The organism is Streptomyces sp. NBC_01669 (assembly GCF_026339735.1).
Taxonomy (GTDB): Bacteria; Actinomycetota; Actinomycetes; order Streptomycetales; family Streptomycetaceae; genus Streptomyces; species Streptomyces yanii.
In genome coordinates, this window is record NZ_JAPEQG010000001.1 from 2,116,361 (window position 1) to 2,134,126 (window position 17,766).

15 protein-coding genes are annotated in these 17,766 nt (G+C 70.9%); 8 read left to right on the top strand and 7 right to left on the bottom strand.

The features are described 5' to 3' along the window. Positions 1-221: 221 nt before the first annotated feature. Genes pucD through OG972_RS09245 form a run of 3 tightly spaced genes read right to left on the bottom strand, consistent with a single transcriptional unit; the run spans position 222 to position 4,095 of the window. Positions 222-2,606, bottom strand: a complete 2,385-nt coding sequence (pucD, locus tag OG972_RS09235) for a xanthine dehydrogenase subunit D (RefSeq protein ID WP_266979977.1) — start codon at positions 2,604-2,606, stop codon at positions 222-224. A 2-nt stretch (positions 2,607-2,608) separates the two neighbouring features. Beyond that, positions 2,609-3,202 (bottom strand): (2Fe-2S)-binding protein, encoded by a 594-nt coding sequence (locus tag OG972_RS09240; protein ID WP_266979978.1) that lies wholly within the window; start codon positions 3,200-3,202, stop codon positions 2,609-2,611. A gap of 2 nt (positions 3,203-3,204) precedes the next feature. Beyond that, positions 3,205-4,095 (bottom strand): xanthine dehydrogenase family protein subunit M, encoded by an 891-nt coding sequence (locus OG972_RS09245; RefSeq protein ID WP_266979980.1) that lies wholly within the window; start codon positions 4,093-4,095, stop codon positions 3,205-3,207. Between the two features lie 260 nt (positions 4,096-4,355). Between OG972_RS09245 and OG972_RS09250 the strand changes: the two genes are divergently transcribed. Together OG972_RS09250 and OG972_RS09255 are read left to right on the top strand one after the other, a co-directional pair. Continuing rightward, on the top strand, positions 4,356-6,110 hold the full coding sequence (locus OG972_RS09250; protein WP_266979982.1) for a PucR family transcriptional regulator: 1,755 nt from the start codon (positions 4,356-4,358) through the stop codon (positions 6,108-6,110). Between the two features lie 202 nt (positions 6,111-6,312). Further along, positions 6,313-7,098: a hypothetical protein gene (locus tag OG972_RS09255; RefSeq protein ID WP_266979984.1), complete on the top strand. Its 786-nt coding sequence runs from the start codon at positions 6,313-6,315 to the stop codon at positions 7,096-7,098. A gap of 65 nt (positions 7,099-7,163) precedes the next feature. On the opposite strand, the gene OG972_RS09260 is transcribed toward OG972_RS09255, so the two are convergent. After that, positions 7,164-7,577, bottom strand: a complete 414-nt coding sequence (locus OG972_RS09260) for a hypothetical protein (RefSeq protein ID WP_266979986.1) — start codon at positions 7,575-7,577, stop codon at positions 7,164-7,166. Between the two features lie 106 nt (positions 7,578-7,683). Next, positions 7,684-8,490 (bottom strand): GntR family transcriptional regulator, encoded by an 807-nt coding sequence (locus OG972_RS09265; protein ID WP_266979988.1) that lies wholly within the window; start codon positions 8,488-8,490, stop codon positions 7,684-7,686. Between the two features lie 145 nt (positions 8,491-8,635). Here OG972_RS09265 and OG972_RS09270 point away from each other — a divergent pair, with 145 nt between their 5' ends. Continuing rightward, positions 8,636-9,484, top strand: coding sequence for a (2Fe-2S)-binding protein (locus tag OG972_RS09270; RefSeq protein ID WP_266979990.1), 849 nt, complete (start codon positions 8,636-8,638; stop codon positions 9,482-9,484). Positions 9,485-9,675: 191 nt separating this feature from the next. Then, a complete protein-coding gene (locus tag OG972_RS09275) occupies positions 9,676-10,755 on the top strand; it encodes a DUF2637 domain-containing protein (RefSeq protein ID WP_266979992.1) in 1,080 nt (359 codons plus the stop codon). Positions 10,756-10,825: 70 nt separating this feature from the next. Here OG972_RS09275 and OG972_RS09280 read toward each other — a convergent pair whose 3' ends face one another. After that, on the bottom strand, positions 10,826-11,227 hold the full coding sequence (locus OG972_RS09280) for an ATP-binding protein (RefSeq protein WP_266979994.1): 402 nt from the start codon (positions 11,225-11,227) through the stop codon (positions 10,826-10,828). A gap of 236 nt (positions 11,228-11,463) precedes the next feature. Between OG972_RS09280 and OG972_RS09285 the strand changes: the two genes are divergently transcribed. The 4 genes from OG972_RS09285 to OG972_RS09300 all read left to right on the top strand — a co-directional run bounded on the left by OG972_RS09285 (position 11,464) and on the right by OG972_RS09300 (position 15,901). After that, the gene (locus OG972_RS09285) at positions 11,464-11,856 is read left to right on the top strand and encodes a ribonuclease (RefSeq protein WP_266979996.1); all 393 of its coding nucleotides are present in this window, start codon (positions 11,464-11,466) and stop codon (positions 11,854-11,856) included. 111 nt (positions 11,857-11,967) lie between these two features. Next, positions 11,968-12,357, top strand: a complete 390-nt coding sequence (locus OG972_RS09290) for a barstar family protein (RefSeq protein ID WP_266979998.1) — start codon at positions 11,968-11,970, stop codon at positions 12,355-12,357. A gap of 135 nt (positions 12,358-12,492) precedes the next feature. Next, positions 12,493-12,648, top strand: a complete 156-nt coding sequence (locus OG972_RS09295) for a hypothetical protein (protein WP_266980000.1) — start codon at positions 12,493-12,495, stop codon at positions 12,646-12,648. 139 nt (positions 12,649-12,787) lie between these two features. Continuing rightward, positions 12,788-15,901, top strand: coding sequence for a glycoside hydrolase family 38 C-terminal domain-containing protein (locus tag OG972_RS09300; protein ID WP_266980002.1), 3,114 nt, complete (start codon positions 12,788-12,790; stop codon positions 15,899-15,901). A 104-nt stretch (positions 15,902-16,005) separates the two neighbouring features. On the opposite strand, the gene OG972_RS09305 is transcribed toward OG972_RS09300, so the two are convergent. After that, positions 16,006-17,748 (bottom strand): pyruvate dehydrogenase, encoded by a 1,743-nt coding sequence (locus OG972_RS09305; protein ID WP_266980004.1) that lies wholly within the window; start codon positions 17,746-17,748, stop codon positions 16,006-16,008. Positions 17,749-17,766: the final 18 nt, after the last annotated feature.

Consider the following 17,766-nt stretch of genomic DNA (forward strand, 5'->3'; position numbering starts at 1 on the left):
TGCACGACCCGGGGGACGGCCCGAGACGAACTGTTCATGCAGAGTGGATGTGCGGGTACTGCGGGTGTTTCCGGCCGAGCGGTACCGCCGATGCGATACCGCTCGGTGGCGCCGAGGACCGCGAGCGGTGCGGTACCGAGGTCTCCGGGTGGTGCGGGCGGCGGACGTGTGACGTTCCTGGGAGGCACGCACCGCCCGGAGAGTCCGGCGGGAGCTGTCGGTCAGGTACCGGTGAGGTGCTCGGGGCGCACCGGCGTCCTGTTCAGCTCCAGACCCGTCGCGTTCCGGATCGCCGCGAGGACGGCCGGGGTCGACGACAGGGTCGGGGCCTCGCCGATGCCACGGAGCCCGTACGGGGCATGGTCGTCGGCGAGTTCGAGCACATCGACGGGGATGGTCGGCGTGTCGAGGATGGTGGGGATCAGGTAGTCCGTGAAGGACGGGTTGCGCACCTTCGCGGTCTTCGGGTCGACGATGATCTCCTCCATGACGGCGACACCCAGCCCCTGGGTGGTGCCGCCCTGGATCTGTCCTTCGACGGACAGCGGATTGAGGGCCTTGCCGACGTCCTGGGCGCAGGCCAGTTCGATGACCTTGACCAGGCCGAGTTCGGTGTCGACCTCGACGACCGCGCGGTGCGCGGCGAAGGAGTACTGGACGTGGCCGTTGCCCTGGCCGGTGCGCAGGTCGAACGCCTCGGTGGGCCGGTGGCGCCACTCCAGCTCGATGTCGACCGCCTCGTCCTCCAGTACGTCGGCCAGATCGGCCAGCACCTCGCCGCCGTCGGTGACGACCTTGCCGTCCTCGAGGAGCAGCTCGGCGGTGGCCCAGGCGGGGTGGTACGTACCGAACTTGCGGCGGCCGATCTCCAGGACCTTCTCGCGGACGGCCTCGCAGGAGTGCTTCACGGCGCCACCGGTGACGTATGTCTGCCGGGAGGCCGAGGTGGATCCGGCCGAGCCGACCTGGGTGTCGGCCGGGTGGATGGTGACCTGGGCGACGCCGAGCTCGGTGCGGGCGATCTGGGCGTGGACGGTGACGCCGCCCTGCCCGACCTCCGCCATCGCGGTGTGCACGGTGACGACCGGTTCGCCGCCGACGATCTCCATGCGGACCCGGGCGGTCGAGTAGTCGTCGAAGCCCTCGGAGAAGCCGACGTTCTTGAGGCCGACCGCGTAGCCGATGCCGCGTACGACGCCTTCGCCGTGGGTGGTGTTGGACAGACCTCCGGGCAGCGCCCGTACGTCGGCCTGCTCGCCGGCGACCTCCCACTGGCGCTCGGGCGGCAGCGGCCGGGCCTTGACCCGGCGCAGCAGCTCGGCGACCGGGGCCGGTGAGTCGACGACCTGTCCGGTCGGCAGGAGGGTGCCCTGCTCCATGGCATTGAGCTGCCTGAACTCGACTGGATCCATGCCCAGTTCGGCGGCCAGCTTGTCCATCTGCGCCTCGTACGCGAAGCACGCCTGGACCGCGCCGAAGCCGCGCATGGCGCCGCACGGCGGGTTGTTGGTGTAGAGCGCGATCGCTTCGATGTCGACGTCGTCGATCACGTACGGGCCGACGGAGAGCGAGGAGGCGTTGCCGACGACGGCCGGGGAGGCGGAGGCGTAGGCGCCGCCGTCCAGCACGATGCGGCACTTCATGTGGGTGAGTTTGCCGTCGCGGGTCGCGCCGTGCTCGTACCAGAGCTTCGCGGGGTGGCGGTGGACGTGTCCGAAGAAGGACTCGAACCGGTTGTAGACGATCTTGACCGGCTTGCCGGTACGGAGCGCCAGCAGGCAGGCGTGGATCTGCATCGACAGGTCCTCGCGGCCGCCGAAGGCGCCGCCGACGCCGGAGAGCGTCATGCGGACCTTGTCCTCGGGCAGGCCGAGGACGGGGGCGATCTGGCGGAGGTCGGAGTGCAGCCACTGCGTGGCGACGTACAGATCGACACCGCCGTCCTCTGCGGGGACCGCCAGGCCGGACTCGGGACCGAGGAAGGCCTGGTCCTGCATGCCGAAGACGTACTCGCCGCTGACGATCACATCGGCGCGGGCCGCGGCGGCGTCCGCGTCACCGCGGACGATGGGCTGGCGGTGGACGATGTTCGGGTGCGGGACGTGCCCGGCGTGGTGGTCGCTCCGGCCCTCGTGGACGAGGATCGCGTCGGGTGCGGTGGCGGAGGCCTCGTCGGTGATGACGGGCAGCTCGCGGTAGTCGATCCTGATCTTCGCGGCGGCGCGGCGGGCCGTCTCCGGATGGTCGGCGGCGACGAGCGCCACCGGTTCGCCGTGGTGACGGGCCTTGCCGTGGGCGAGAACGGGGGTGTCCTGGATCTCCAGGCCGTAGTTCTTCACCGAGGTCGGCAGGTCGTCGTAGGTGAGCACGGCATGGACGCCGGGGGTGGCGAGCGCCTCGGAGGTGTCGATCGAGACGATCTCGGCGTGCGCGACCGTGGAGCGCAGCGTGTGGCCCCAGAGCATGTCCTCGTGCCACATGTCCGAGGAGTACGCGAACTCGCCGGTGACCTTCAGGATGCCGTCGGGGCGGAGCGTGGACTCGCCGATGCCGCCCCTGGTGCGGGTGCCCTGGTGAATGTTGGTGGGGGAGCCGGTAACGCCCATCGTCAGACCGTTTCTTCCGCGCGGGCGGCCGCGAGGCGGACCGCGTCGAGGATCTTCTCGTAGCCGGTGCAGCGGCAGAGGTTGCCGGAAAGCGCCTCGCGGATGTCCGCGTCGGACGGCTCCGGGTTGCGCTCCAGCAGCTCATCGGCGGCGACCAGCAGACCGGGGGTGCAGAAGCCGCACTGGACGGCGCCCGCGTCGATGAACGCCTGCTGGATCGGGGAGAGTTCACCGGTGTCCCGGGGCTGCTCACCGCTCGGTCCGGCCTCCCACCGGCGGGCCTGGTCGAGCGTGGTCCCGCACGCGCCGGAGGCGCAGCCACTGCCGGGGTGCGCCTCGGAGCGGTGGGCGGCGAAGTCGGCGAGGCCCTCCACGGTGACGACCTCGCGGCCCTCCACCTGACCTGCGGCGACCAGACAGGAACAGACCGGGACGCCGTCCAGGCGGACCGTGCAGGAGCCGCATTCGCCCTGCTCGCAGGCGTTCTTGGAGCCGGGCAGGCCCATCCGCTCGCGCAGCACGTAGAGAAGGGACTCGCCCTCCCAGACGTCGTCGGCCTCCTGCTGACGGCCGTTGACCGTGAAATTGACGCGCATGATCAGGCAGCTCCTTCGGTGCTGCGGCCGTTGCCGCGGTACGACTCCCAGGTCCAGCCGAGGGTGCGGCGGGCCATGATCCCCACCGCGTGCCGGCGGTAGCTCGCGGTGCCGCGCACATCGTCGATCGGGTTGCAGGCACCGGCGGCGAGCGTGGCGAACTGCGCGGCGATGGACGGTGTGATGATCGTGCGGCTGTCCCAGAACCCGCCCTCTTCGAGCGCGGCGTTCAGAAATTCCTCGGCCGCCTTCGCCCGGACGGGTGTCGGGGCGGCGGAGCCGATGCCGGTACGGACCGTGCGGGTCTCCGGGTGCAGGGCCAGGCCGAAGGCGCACACGGCGATGACCATCGCGTTGCGGGTGCCGACCTTGGAGTACTGCTGCGGCCCGTCGGCCTTCTTGATGTGCACGGCCCGGATCAGCTCATCCGGTTCGAGGGCGTTGCGCTTGACCCCGGTGTAGAAGGCGTCGATCGGGATCATCCGGGTTCCGCGTACGGACTCGGCCTCGACCTCGGCGCCCGCGGCGAGCAGGGCCGGGTGGGCGTCACCGGCGGGCGACGCGGTACCCAGGTTGCCGCCGACGCCGCCGCGGTTGCGGATCTGCGGGGATGCGACGGTGTGCGAGGCGAGCGCCAGACCGGGCAGCTCGGCCCGCAGGTGCTCCATGATGTGGCTGTACGGCACGGAGGCGCCGAGCCGCACGTTCTCCTGGCCCACCTCCCACTCGGACAGCTCACCGATGCGGTTCAGGTCCAGGAGGTACTCGGGCCGCCGGTGGTCGAAGTTGATCTCGACCATCACATCGGTGCCGCCCGCAATGGGCACGGCCGTCGGGTGCTCGGCCTTGGCGGCGAGCGCCTCCTCCCAGCTGGCGGGGCGAAGGAAGTCCATGAGTGGCTCTCTTCTTCTCATTCGGGTCGTTCGCTGGGGCTGGGGACGGCCGGCCCTCGATTGGCTTGTTCATGTGCTGTTAACGCGGTGTGTGGCCCAGTACACAACCGGGACTCCACGCGGTGCAGTCACCGAAACCATGAAGGAGTTGGCTGGTCGCCGTCCTCGTCTTGTAGATTCGAACGAATGGCGGGGATCAGTAACCTCACCGCAATACCCAGTTTTCACCCGCACCAACGAAAGAGATCGGCGGCAACGAGATGCGGCTGCGCGCACTGCTGGAAACCGATGCGCTGGGCCTGCGGCTGCTCGGTGGCGAGGACGAGCTCGACCGGTCCGTCCGCGGCGTCATGACCACCGACCTGCGGGACCCGAGCCGCTACCTGGCCGGCGGGGAGCTCGTCCTGACGGGCCTGGCGTGGCGCCGGGACGCGGCGGACTCGGAGCCGTTCGTGCGGATCCTGACGGGCGCCGGGGTCGCCGGACTCGCGGCCGGCGAGGCGGAGCTCGGCAACATCCCCGACGATCTGATCGAGGCGTGCGCGCGGCACCGGCTGCCCCTCTTCGCCGTCCATGAGACCGTCGCGTTCGCAACGATCACCGAGCATGTGGTGCGCCAGGTGTCCGGCGAGCGGGCGGGTGACCTGGCGGCGGTCGTGGACCGGCACCGCAGGCTGATGACCTCGGGTCCGGCCGGCGGCGGCCCGGAGGTGGTCCTCGATCTGCTCGGCTCGGACCTGGACCTGCACGCCTGGGTGCTCTCCCCCACCGGCCGGCAGATCGCGGGCGCCGGTGCGCCGCTGCCCGGCCCGGTCGGCGCGGTGCTGGCCGGCCGGCATCTGGCCGCCACCCGCACCGGCCGCCGGGGCCCGCACCGGGCCACGGTCGACGGCACCACTTATTCGCTGTTCCCGATCCGGAACACCGGCAGGGGCGCCGCCCCCGCGTCCCGCGATGTCCGCGAGTCGGTCCTCTCCGACTGGCTGCTCGCGGTGGAGGCCGACGCGAGCGACTGGCCGGCCGCCCGGCTGGATCTGCTCCAGGGAGTCACCCAGCTGATCGCGGTCGAACGGGACCGTCGCGACGCGGCCCGCACGGTACGCCGCAGGCTCGCCCAGGAGGTCCTGGAGCTGGTCCAGACGGGTGCCGCGCCCACCGAGATCGCGGCCAGGCTGCGGGTCGCCGCCCCGGTCCTGCTGCCCGGTCTCGGCACCGCCCCGCACTGGCAGGTCGTCGTGGCCCGGGTCGACTGGGACGTGGAGGGCACGCCGGGCTCCACGGGCGGCGCGGGCACAGCCGGCATCGCGGGCGGCCCCGCCGCCCAGGCGCTGCTGGAGGAGATCCTGGTCGACCCGGCGGTCACCGGCCCCGACTCCGCCGACCGGATCGCGGTCGCGCACACGGGCGACGAGGCGATCGCCCTCGTACCGCTGCCTGCCGTCACCGCACCGGTGCCGGAGCTCGCGGACGCCGATACCCCGGACGCCGGGGACGCCGCGGCCGGCGCCAAGGACGACCCGGCACTGCACGCCGACGCGCTGCTCGCCGCAGTCCGTGAACCGCTCTCCGCAGGCCTCGCCGACGACGGCCGTCTGACACTGGGTGTCAGCGCCGCCGTGCACTCCCCCGAGGGGCTGCGCGGCGCCCTGGAGGAGGCCCGGCACGCCCGCCGGGTGGCGGCGGCCCGTCCGGGCCGGGTCTGCGCGGCCGGCCACCACGAGCTGGCCTCGCACGTCCTGCTGCTGCCGTTCGTCCCGGACGATGTGCGCCGCGCGTTCACCGCACGGCTGCTCGATCCGCTGCGCGACTACGACCGGCGCCACCGGGCCGAACTGATCCCGACCCTGGAAGCGTTCCTGGACTGCGACGGTTCCTGGACCCGCTGCGCGGCCCGGCTGCATCTGCACGTCAACACCTTGCGCTACCGGGTCGGGCGAATCGAGCAGTTGACGGGGCGTGACCTTTCGCGCCTCGAGGACAAGCTCGATTTCTTCCTCGCCCTGCGTATGAGCTGACTCCACGCGTCTACCACAGCCCTCCCCACGACCGGCCGATTGTGAATTCATTCACCTGACCCCTTGGCCCGGCGTGCCATTCCGTGCTGAGATGCCGCCAGACTCAGTGCCTGTCTTCGAACCCGGGTCGGGCCCCGGTTCGAGGACAGGTCCTCAACAGCTCAATGGCGCGCTCGGGGAGGGCAATGTGGCGCATACCGCCATGTCTGGTTCCGGAACGACAGCAGATGACGATCCGCCGCTCCAGACAGCGGTATGGCGGCTGCGGTCACGCGCCTGCTGGGCGGACGCCGCCGCTCTGCTCGAACGCGACGCCACGACCGATCCGGCCGCGGCACTTCAGCGGACGGCTCTGCTGACCGAACGCTGTCTGTACACCGGCGACGGCTGGACCGACGCCGAGGACGCCCTGCGCACCGCCGAGGCCCTCGCCCACGACGACGCCGAGCGCGGCGCCGCTGCCTGCGAACGCGGCCATCTGGCATACGCGTCGACCCTTCTCGGGGTACGGGACCGGGCCGACGAGGCCCGGGTCGCGCTGAGCCGGTCCGCCGCTCTCCTCTCCCCCGCGGCCCCCGGCCGCCCGCTGCTCGACTTCCGCCGCGGCCTGATCGCGCAGAACATCGCCGACTCGCCGCAGGCCGCCCGTGCCGCGTACCGCAGGGCGCACGCCGGCGCGACGGCCCAGGGCGACGAGCTGCTGCTCTCCTCGACCTGGCGTCACCTGGCGCTGCTGTCGCTGCGCGAGGGCGAACTGGCCGAGGCCCGGCACGGGTTCGCCGAGTCGCTGCGGATAAGGGAGGAGCTGGGCTATCTGGTCGGCACGGCCCCGGCGCTCATCGCTCTGGCGGACACCGAACCGGAACCGGAAGCGGCGGCGCGGCTGCGCGCCGAGGCGGGGCGCCTCTTCCGCCTCCTGGGCGGCGTACCGACCTGGCTGGCCCCTCACCTGGAGCCACCGGCCCCCGGAACGGCCGAGGCGAGCTGACGGCCGGGGGAGGCCGTGAGCATGGGGCCGCCGTGGAGGACCGTCAGGTACGGTCCTCGACCGGATCACCGGGCTGCCATCCCGCGTCGCTCCACTCGGGGGTTGGCGTCGGACGTGGCGGCGCGGGCGGCGGGTTCGTGCCACGGTTCGGGTTCTGCGGCACCGCGGCGGCGGGCTTTCCGTCCTGCCCGCTGCTGTCGCGCCGGGGCGGCGTCACCGGCGACTTCGGCGGTGCGGGCCTCCTCGTCGGCGGCACGGAGACCGCGACCGGAGCGGAAGCCGAAGGTGCGGTGCGCGTCGGCGAAGGCCCGGCGGGCGCAGAAGGTGTGCGGCCGGGCCTCGTGCTCGCCGACGGCGTCGTGGCCGTCGAAGTCCCGGAAGGCTTCCTGGTGGACGTCCCGGACTCGGAGTCGTGCGAACAGCCCGCCGCTGCCGGCGCCAGTCCCAGCACCGCCACCACCAGCCCGGACACCGCCCACGGCCGCCGGTTCCGTACCATCCCGCCCCCTCAAGAACGATCATGTGATGAGAGGCACAGGGTAGCCACAGCGGTCCCTGGAGGTGACGGCAGCCCCAACCGCGGTGTCAGCGGTCCGCGCCCGCGAAGTGTTCGCGTACGAGCGACTGCACGACGGCGAGATCCTGGGCGATCAGCGCGTCGAGCAACGCGGTGTGCTCCGCGGCGTCGGCGAGCAGATCGGCGCGGCGCGTGGCCGGGTTGTTCTCCAGTGGCCACTGGGAGCGCCGGTGCAGATCGTCGGCAACCATCACGAGCTGCTGGTTGCCGGAGAGTGTGAGGACCGCACGGTGGAAGGCGCGGTCGGACTCGGCGTAGCTCGCCCGGTCGCCGACCGCGGCGGCCGCGACGGTGGCCTCGGCCAGCGGGCGCAGGGCGGCCCAGCGGACCTGCTCCACGGTGCGGGCCAGCCGCAGCATGACGGGCACCTCGATCAGGGCGCGCACCTCGGCCAGCTCGGCGAGCTCCTGCGGGCCGCGCTCGGCGACCCGGAAGCCGCGGTTCGGCACGACCTCGACGGCGCCCTCGATGGCCAGCTGCTGCATCGCCTCACGGACCGGCGTCGCCGACACGCCGAAGCGGGCGCCGAGCACCGGGGCGGAGTAGACCTGCCCGGGCAGCAGCTCGCCGTCGACGAGAGCGGCGCGCAGGGCGTCCAGGATCTGGCCGCGCACGGAGTGCCGCTGCACCACGACGCGGGGCGCGGGCGGCTCGCTGTGGGTGTGCTCGCCACGCACCGGCTCGGCACATGGCTGATTGCCGCGCGCCTGTTCCGGCATCCGGACGGGCGGTACCGACGGCGACGTGGTCGCGGACGAGGACGCGGCGGACGTGTACGGCGCCCGCGCCTGCTCACGCGCTCCGCCCTGCTCCATTCGGACCTCCTCGGCCGGCCGTGGGCCGGCTCGCGTGCGCCATGCCCGTTGTGCACCATAAACGGACGAGGCCGCAGTTCAAACACCGATCAGTTCGGGTAAGGTAAGGCTTACCTGCAAACGATCGCGATTCGGTGGTCCCTGCATGACCCTCCCCACCCTGCTCCCCGGCACCCCGCTGTCCGCCGTGGCGGACGCGTACGCCCGCCTGACCGAGGTCTTCCCCGGACTGCGTGCCGAGGTCCTCGGGGACGGCGAGGCGACCCCTTCCGGCGCCGGCTGGGTGGGTGCGGACGAACTCGCGGCCGGCGGCGCGGCCCTGGACACGTTTCTCGCCTGGGACAACGCGCAGGTGCTGCGGGACTACGGACAGCAGGCCCGCCCCGACGTGGTCGCCAGCTTCGGACTGCACCGCTACGCCTGGCCCGCCTGCCTGTTGGTGACCGTGCCGTGGTTCCTGCACCGCAGGGTGCCGCGGATCCCCGTCGAGGACGTCGCGTTCCAGCGGGCCCTGGGCCATCTGACCGTACGGGTGAGGGAGTTCGCGTGCCTGTCGGACGACCCGGCGGCCGCACTTCCGGGTGCCCGGGTGGTGGCGGACGAGGCCGCCCTGCGGGCCGAGGTGCTTGCGGCGGTGGCCGAACACCTCGGCCCGGTGCTCGACGGCTTCGGGCCCCGGATGCGCCGCGGCAGGAGGGCGCTGTGGGGCATGGCGACGGACGAGATCGTCGAAGGCCTCTGGTACATCGCCCATCTGCTCGGTGAGGAGCGGCGGGCAATGGCCGAGCTGGAGGCGCTCCTGCCCGGCGCCACGAAGCCGTACGTCGGCACGGCGGGCTTCCGTGAACTGACCGGACCGAAGGGCGAGTCGCTGCCGACGCGCGACCGCGCCAGCTGCTGCCTCTTCTACACGCTGCGGCCCGAGGACACCTGCGTCACCTGTCCGCGTACGTGCGACACCGACCGGGTGCGGAAACTGACGCCCACCCCCTGACGCGCACCGTTCGCACGAGTGGCGCAATTCGAACGCAACTCGCCTGCTGCGTAGGGTAGTTCGACAAGAATGCGCCTATCCGTATGCCCCGCCGCCCCAATGGCGTTCTCTTGCCCCGAAACCCCCTGGGCCCGTTGGGAATTCCGCCACTATGGCGCCCGAAACCCCTAACGCGATGCAAGGGACCGCGCATGAGACTGACCGACATATCGCTGAACTGGTTCCTGCCGAGCGCCGTGCTGCTCGTGGGGGTCACGGCGGCGGTGGCGATGGTCGCGCGCGGGAAGCGCGCCACCGACTCGTCCGCGGCCGACGACAGCTGGGAACGCAGCGAGGAACGCCGCAGACGCAAGGAGGCGCTCTACGCCACCGCCTCGTACGTACTGCTGTTCTGCTGCGCGGCGGTCGCCGCCGCGCTCTCCTTTCATGGGCTGGTCGGCTTCGGCCGGCAGAACCTCGGTCTCGTCGGCGGCTGGGAGTACCTCGTCCCGTTCGGCCTCGACGGGGCCGCGATGTTCTGTTCCGTGCTCGCGGTGCGCGAGGCCAGTCACGGTGACGCGGCGCTCGGCTCGCGTCTGCTGGTGTGGACCTTCGCCGGCGCGGCGGCCTGGTTCAACTGGGTGCACGCGCCGCGCGGCATCGACCACGCGGGCGCCCCTCAGTTCTTCGCGGGGATGTCACTTTCGGCGGCGGTGCTCTTCGACCGGGCGCTGAAGCAGACCCGTCGTGCGGCACTGCGCGAACAGGGCCTGGTGCCCCGCCCGTTGCCGCAGATCCGGATCGTACGGTGGCTGCGCGCACCCCGGGAGACCTTCGGCGCCTGGTCGTTGATGCTCCTCGAAGGCGTACGCACGCTGGACGAGGCGGTCGACGAGGTGCGCGAGGACCGGCGGGAGAAGGAGCAGAACCGTCTCCGCAGGAAGGACCAGGAGAAGCTGGACCGGGCCCACATCAAGGCGCTGAACCGGCAGAACCGCGCCTGGAGCCGGGTGGCCCGGGGCGGCACCCAGGTCGACGTCCAGTCCATCGCCCCGGCCACGGGCTCCTCGCAGTCCGTCGTGGAGCCCGCCATAGCGGAGCCCGGACAGCTTCCTCTGCGCCCCCGGCCATCCCTGCAAGCCGTGAACGGCACGAGCTCGAAGGTCGCCTCGGACCGGAGCACGAGTGACCCGCGGACCGTCGATCTCACCGCCGAGGACGACACCCAGACCCTGCCCCGGCTCGACTCGCTGGAGCAGAAACTCAAGGATCTGGAGCAGCAGTTCGGCTGAGTGTCACGGGTGGTTGTACGGATGGACGTCCGCGCAACCACCCGTTCGGGCGAGGTCACGACGGGGTCGCTCAGGTGCGCCCTTCACCTTCCAGCTCGAACCAGACCACCTTGCCCAGCGCGTGCGCCGTCACCCCCCATGCGTCCGCGAGAGCATGCACCAGGACCAATCCCCTGCCGTGCGTACCGTCGTCGGCGTTCGGTACGTACGACATGGGCAGTCCGGTGACGAAGTCCCGGACTTCGACGCGTAACGTCGCCGGCGTCACGTTCACAGTGACGACCGCGCCGTGATCCGTGTGGACCAGCGCGTTGGTCACCAGTTCACTGAGGAGGAGCTCCGCCACTTCGGCCGAGTCCTCCCGCCATCGATATCGCAGGAACTCCCGTAACGCACACCGCACTTCGGCCACGGCCGACAGGTCGGTGCGAGCCAGTCTGCGGCGCAGCTGAACATCGTGCTGACGCTCCATCGTCTCCCCCGCGTGCACAGTCGATCGCCCCCTTCTCGTCGAACTTCCTCCCGGGATGCATGCCCCGCACAGGCGCTGTCACGCTTGTCGACTCATCAATATGTGCACAGGGGGCGGGCGCACCCCGGATTCGCGGACACTCGACTGTTACATTCGCGCCGGTCCGGTTAACTTCCAAAAAATTCACACGCGTTGACGTTGACGTGACCATGTCTACGCGCGTCATCATGGTGGACATGCGAATCCCCCCACGGATCACCATGCTCGGTGGCGTCGCCGCCCTCCTGTCCGTCCTCTTCGTCGGCGGCCCGGTCACGTCGTCCGCCGCCGCCGCGGCCACGTCGGTCGGCAGCATCTGCTACTCGGACCTGCCGTCCCAGGCGCACGACACCCTCGATCTGATCGAGGCGGGCGGCCCCTTCCCGTACTCGCAGGACGGGGTCGTCTTCCAGAACCGTGAAGGCGTGCTGCCCAGCCGGAGCACCGGCTATTACCACGAGTACACGGTCATCACCCCGGGCTCCCCGACCCGCGGCGCGCGGCGGATCGTGACGGGCGAGGCGTCCCAGGAGGACTACTACACCGCCGACCACTACGCGACGTTCGATCTCGTCGACTACGGCTGCTGAGTCGCGGCGGCCCGCACACGTAAGTCCGCTCCACCCCTCCGGTCCGATCCGCGCCGTAGCCCCCCACCTGCGGCGCGGATCCCCGGACCACCGAGGAGTTACCCTGCGCCCATGACCGTGACCTATGTGATCGAGGGCTCCGAAGTCACCGGCCTGGATCGGTTCTGGCAGGTGATCGGCGAGGCGGTGAACGGGCCCGGCGGCTACTTCGGCCGCAACCTCGACGCCTTCGCGGACTGTCTGAGCGGCGGCATGGGAACGCCGGACGACGGTGACTTCGTCATCGACTGGCGCAATCACGCGCTCTCCGCCCGGGCCCTGGGCCACGAGGAGACCGCACGCCGGCTGCGACAGCAGATCGGCCGCGCGCACCCCACCAACAGGCCTGCCCTTCAACGGGCCCTCGACGAGGCGCTGGCCGGCCGCGGTCCCACCCTCTTCGACCAGCTGGTGCAGATCGTCGAGGAACGGACCACGCCGGGCACGCTGCGGCTCAACTGACCGTCAGGGTCTCCCTGGTGACGATCACGCAGCCGTGCTCGCGTGCGCCCCCCTTCCCGGCACGGCTGCCCGCGCCACCGGGTCCGGACCGGCCCTTGTCCGCCCCACCGCCCGTGGCGGATGGGCAGGCGCGGGGTGAACCCGTACCGCCCTCGGGTCAATACGCCGCTCGCCCCGCCGCTCGACACGTACAAGGGTTCCGGCAGCCGGGACAGCCCGTATCCGGACCGGGACCTGAACAGCACCGACCGGCTGTGGCGCTTCCACGCGCCGGGTGTCACCCAGTGGTAGACCTGCCTGCGGTGGGCACCGGAGCTCGGTCCCTCCGGTGCCCACCGCGGTATGCCGATCGCCCGTCAGGGGTGCCCCCCGCGTCACCGGGGAAGTGGTGCCAGGAACGCCCCGCGACCGCCGACCCCGAGGAGCCGTGATGCACGACGACCGCACCCTGGTGGAGGGCCGCCTGGAGCGCGCCCTCCAGCAATTCATCCGCCCCGCCCAGTACGCGGACCGGTCCCCGCTCACCCTCACCGTGTGGCACGCCCCAGGCGAACCGGTGCCGGTGACGGAGGCGCTGAAGGGGACGTACGAGCCGTTCGGGACCGGCACGGAGTGGGGCAGGCCCTGGTCGACCAGCTGGTTCCGGCTGGAGGGCACAGTGCCCGAGGCGTGGGCGGGGCGCCATGTCGAGGTGGTCGTCGACCCCGGTTTCTCCGGTCAGGGGCCGGGCTTCCAGGCGGAGGGGATGCTCTACGACACGGAGGGCGTACCGCTCAAGGGCATCCACCCCCGCAATCGCCATCTGACGGTCGCGACCGCGGCGTCGGGCGGTGAGCCGGTCTCCTTGCTGCTGGAGGCGGCGGCCAACCCGGCCGTGCTGGAGCACGGCTTCGCGCCGACCCCGCTCGGGGACGTCCTCACGGCGGGCGACCAGCCCCTGTACCGGTTCGCCTCCGCGGATCTCGCCGTACTGGACGAGGAGGTCTGGCATCTCGTCCTGGACATCGAGGTGTTGTCGGAACTGATGCATGAACTGCCCGCCGACCGGTCACGTCGGCACGAGATCCTGCGGGCGCTGGAGCGGATGCTCGACGCACTGGATCTGCATGATGTGGCGGGCACGGCGTCCGGAGCCCGGGCCGAGCTCGCCGAGGCACTCGCCCGCCCGGCGTCGGCGAGCGCGCACCGGATCTCGGCCGCCGGCCATGCACACATCGACTCGGCGTGGCTGTGGCCGCTGCGCGAGACGGTACGGAAGGCCTCGCGCACGTTCGCCAATGTCACCGCGCTCGCCCAGGACTATCCGGAGCTGGTCTTCGCCTGTTCGCAGGCCCAGCAGTACGCCTGGGCGCGTGACCATCAGCCGTTCATCTGGGAACGGATCAAGCGGGCGGTGGCGGACGGGCAGTGGGCGCCGGTCGGTTCGATGTGGGTGGAGTCCGATGCCAATATGCCGGGCGGTGAGGCGCTGGCGCGGCAGATCGTGCACGGAAAGCGCTTCTTCGAGCAGGAGCTGGGGGTGGAGACGGAGGAGATCTGGCTGCCGGACTCCTTCGGCTACACGGCGGCATTCCCCCAACTCGCGAAACTGGCAGGGGTGAAGTGGTTCCTGACGCAGAAGCTGTCCTGGAACCAGACCAACAAGATGCCGCACCACACCTTCTGGTGGGAGGGCATCGACGGGACCAGGGTCTTCACCCATTTCCCGCCCGTCGACACGTACAACGCGCACTTCCATGCCCGTGAACTCGCCCATGCGGAGAAGAACTTCGCCGACAAGGGGCGGGCGACCCGCTCGTTGGTGCCGTTCGGCTGGGGCGACGGCGGCGGCGGTCCGACCCGCGAGATGCTGGAGAAGGCGCGCCGGCTCCGTGACCTGGAGGGTTCTCCGCGGGTCACGATCGAGAAGCCGTCGGCGTTCTTCGCGGCGGCGGAGGAGGAGTACGCCGAGCAGGCCCCGGTCTGGTCCGGGGAGCTGTATCTGGAGCTGCACCGGGCGACGTACACCACCCAGGCCAAGACCAAGCAGGGCAACCGCCGCAGTGAACACCTGCTGCGGGAAGCCGAGTTGTGGGCGACGACGGCAGCGCTTCGGGCGCCCGGGTACGCCTATCCGTACGAGACGCTGGACCGGGTGTGGAAGACGGTCCTGCTGCATCAGTTCCATGACATTCTGCCCGGCTCGTCGATCGCCTGGGTGCACCGCGAGGCCCGCGACACCTACGAACAGGTGCGGGCGGAGCTGGCCGACCTGGTCGCCGATGCGGTGACCGCGCTCGGCGCCGCGGAGGGGCTGGTGGTGCTCAACTCCTCCCCGTACGACCGACGTCAGGTGCTGGAGCTGGACGCGGAGGCGAGCGCGGTGCTGCCGTCCGGCGCCCATGTCCAGCAGCTGGCCGACCGGCGCACGGCGGTGCTCGCCGAGGCGCCGGGACTGGGCGCAGGACTGCTCGACGGGTCGGCGGTGCCCGAACGCGAGGTCACGGCGGGCCGCACGTCGGACGACGGATTCGTCCTCGACAACGGGCTGCTGCGCTTCACCGTCGACCGCGACGGGCTGATCGCCTCCGTCCGTGACCTCGGTGCACGGCGTGAGGTCCTCGCCCCCGGTCACCGGGCCAACCTCCTTCAGCTGCACCCGGACCACCCCAACCACTGGGACGCCTGGGACATCGACCGGCACTACCGCCGGTCCCGCACCGATCTGACCGATGCCGACTCGGTCGAGCTGGTCGAGGAGGGACCGCTGCGGGCAGCCGTGCGCGTGGTGCGCTCGTTCGGAACGTCGCGAATCGTGCAGGAGATCCGGCTGGCGGCGGACAGCAGGCAGATCGACATCGACACCGAGGTGGACTGGCAGGAGTCGGAGAAAGTCCTCAAGGCCGCGTTCCCGCTCGATGTGCACGCCGAACGGTCCACGTCCGAGATCCAGTTCGGGCACGTCCACCGCGCAACGCACGACAACACCGGCTGGGACGCGGCGCGTTTCGAGATCTGTGCGCACCGCTGGCTGCGGGTCGCCGAGCCGGGATACGGGATCGCGGTGCTCAACGACTCCACGTACGGGCACGACGTGACCCGGACCCCGCACGGGTCGGGGCTCGCCACGACCGTACGGCTGACGCTGCTGCGCGCCCCGCACAGCCCGGATCCGGAGACCGACCTCGGCACGCATCGGTTCCGGTACGCGCTGGCGCCCGGGGCGGAGGTCTCGGACGCGGTGCGCGAGGGGCTCGCGCTCAATCTGCCGCTGCGCGCGGCGGTGGCCCCGGCCGTGCCGTCGCTGGTCACCACCGGGCATCCGGCGGTGACCGTGGAGTCGGTGAAGCTCGCGGAGGACCGCAGCGGCGATGTGGTCGTCCGGCTGTACGAGTCGGCGGGCGGCCGGGCGCAGACCACACTCCGGGTCGGATTCCCCGTCGTGCGGGCCCAGATCACCGACCTGCTGGAACGGCCCCTGCATGAGGCGACAACCGATGAGCACGGTCTCGTACTGGCGCTGCGGCCGTTCCAGATCCTGACGGTGCGTCTGACCCCGGCCTGAGCGTCCACCCCGCCACTGAGAGCCTGACAGGACCTGGCCTTTCCCGGATCAGGCCGGTTCCGACACCAGGGCGCGCGCCCCCGGCACGATCCGAACGAGAGGCCCTAGGGGCGGGGCACGTTCCGCAGGTTGGAGCGGGCCATCTGAAGCATCCGGCCCACGCCGCCGTCCAGCACGATCTTGCTCGCGGAGAGCGCGAAGCCGGTCACCATCTCCGCGCTGATCTTCGGTGGGATGGAGAGCGCGTTGGGGTCGGTGACAACATCGACCAGGGCCGGTCCCTTGTGCTTGAAGGCGTCTTTGAGGGCGCCTGCAAGCTGCTTGGGATTCTCCACCCGTACGCCGTATGCCCCGGCCGCCCGGGCGATCGCCGCGAAGTCCGGGTTCTTGTTGGTCGTACCGAACGACGGCAGCCCCGCCACCAGCATCTCCAACTCGACCATGGAGAGCGCGGAGTTGTTGAACAGGACCACCTTCACCGGAAGGTTGTACTGGACCAGGGTGAGGAAGTCGCCCATCAGCATGGTGAATCCGCCGTCGCCGGACATCGACACGACCTGCCGGCTCCGGTCGACGAACTGGGCGCCGATCGCCTGCGGCAGTGCGTTGGCCATCGAGCCGTGGCTGAACGAACCGATCACCCGGCGCTTGCCGTTGGGGGTGAGATAGCGGGCCGCCCACACATTGCACATGCCGGTGTCGACGGTGAACACCGCGTCGTCGTCCGCGAGGTCGTCGAGCACCGAGGCGACGTACTCCGGGTGGATCGGGATGTGCTTCTCGACCTTGCGGGTGTACGCCTTGACAACACCCTCCAGCGCGTCGGCGTGCTTCTTGAGCATCCGGTCGAGGAACTTGCGGTCGGTCTTGACCTTCACCTGGGGCGTGAGACAGCGCAGCGTCTCACGGACATCACCCCAGATCGCCAGATCCAGCTTGGAGCGGCGGCCCAGGTTCTCGGGGCGCACATCGACCTGGACGATCTTCACATCGGTGGGCAGGAAGGCGTTGTACGGGAAGTCGGTGCCGAGCAGGATCAGCAGATCGCACTCGTTGGTCGCCTCGTACGCGGCACCGTAGCCGAGCAGTCCGCTCATGCCGACGTCGTACGGGTTGTCGTACTGGATCCACTCCTTGCCGCGCAGCGCGTGACCGACGGGGGCCTTCACCCGCTCGGCGAACTCCATGACCTCGGCGTGGGCGCCCGCCGTGCCGCTGCCGCAGAACAGCGTCACCCGTTTCGCCGCGTCGACCATCCGGCGGAACTTCTCGATCTCCTCGTCGCCGGGCCGTACCGTCGGCCGCGAGGTGACCAGGGCATGCTCGATCGACTTCTCCGGCGCCGGCTGGGAGGCGATGTCACCCGGCATCGAGACGACGCTGACCCCGCCGCGTCCGATCGCGTGCTGGACAGCGCTCTGGAGCAGCCTGGGCATCTGCTGCGGGTTGGAGATCATCTCGTTGTAGTGGCTGCACTCCTGGAAGAGCAGCTCCGGATGGGTCTCCTGGAAGTAGCCAAGACCGATCTCGCTCGAAGGGATGTGCGAGGCGAGGGCGAGGACCGGGGCCATCGAGCGGTGGGCGTCGTAGAGGCCGTTGATGAGGTGCAGATTGCCGGGGCCGCAGGAACCCGCGCAGGCTGCCAGGGTCCCGGTGATCTGGGCCTCGGCGCCGGCGGCGAATGCGGCGGTCTCCTCGTGTCTGACCTGGATCCACTCGATGGCCGCGTTGCGGCGAATGGCGTCGACGACCGGGTTGAGGCTGTCGCCGACGACGCCGTACAGGCGCTTGACGCCCGCCCGGACGAGAATGTCGACGAACTGCTCCGACACGTTCTGCTTGGCCATAGGTGCGTATCCTCTCCG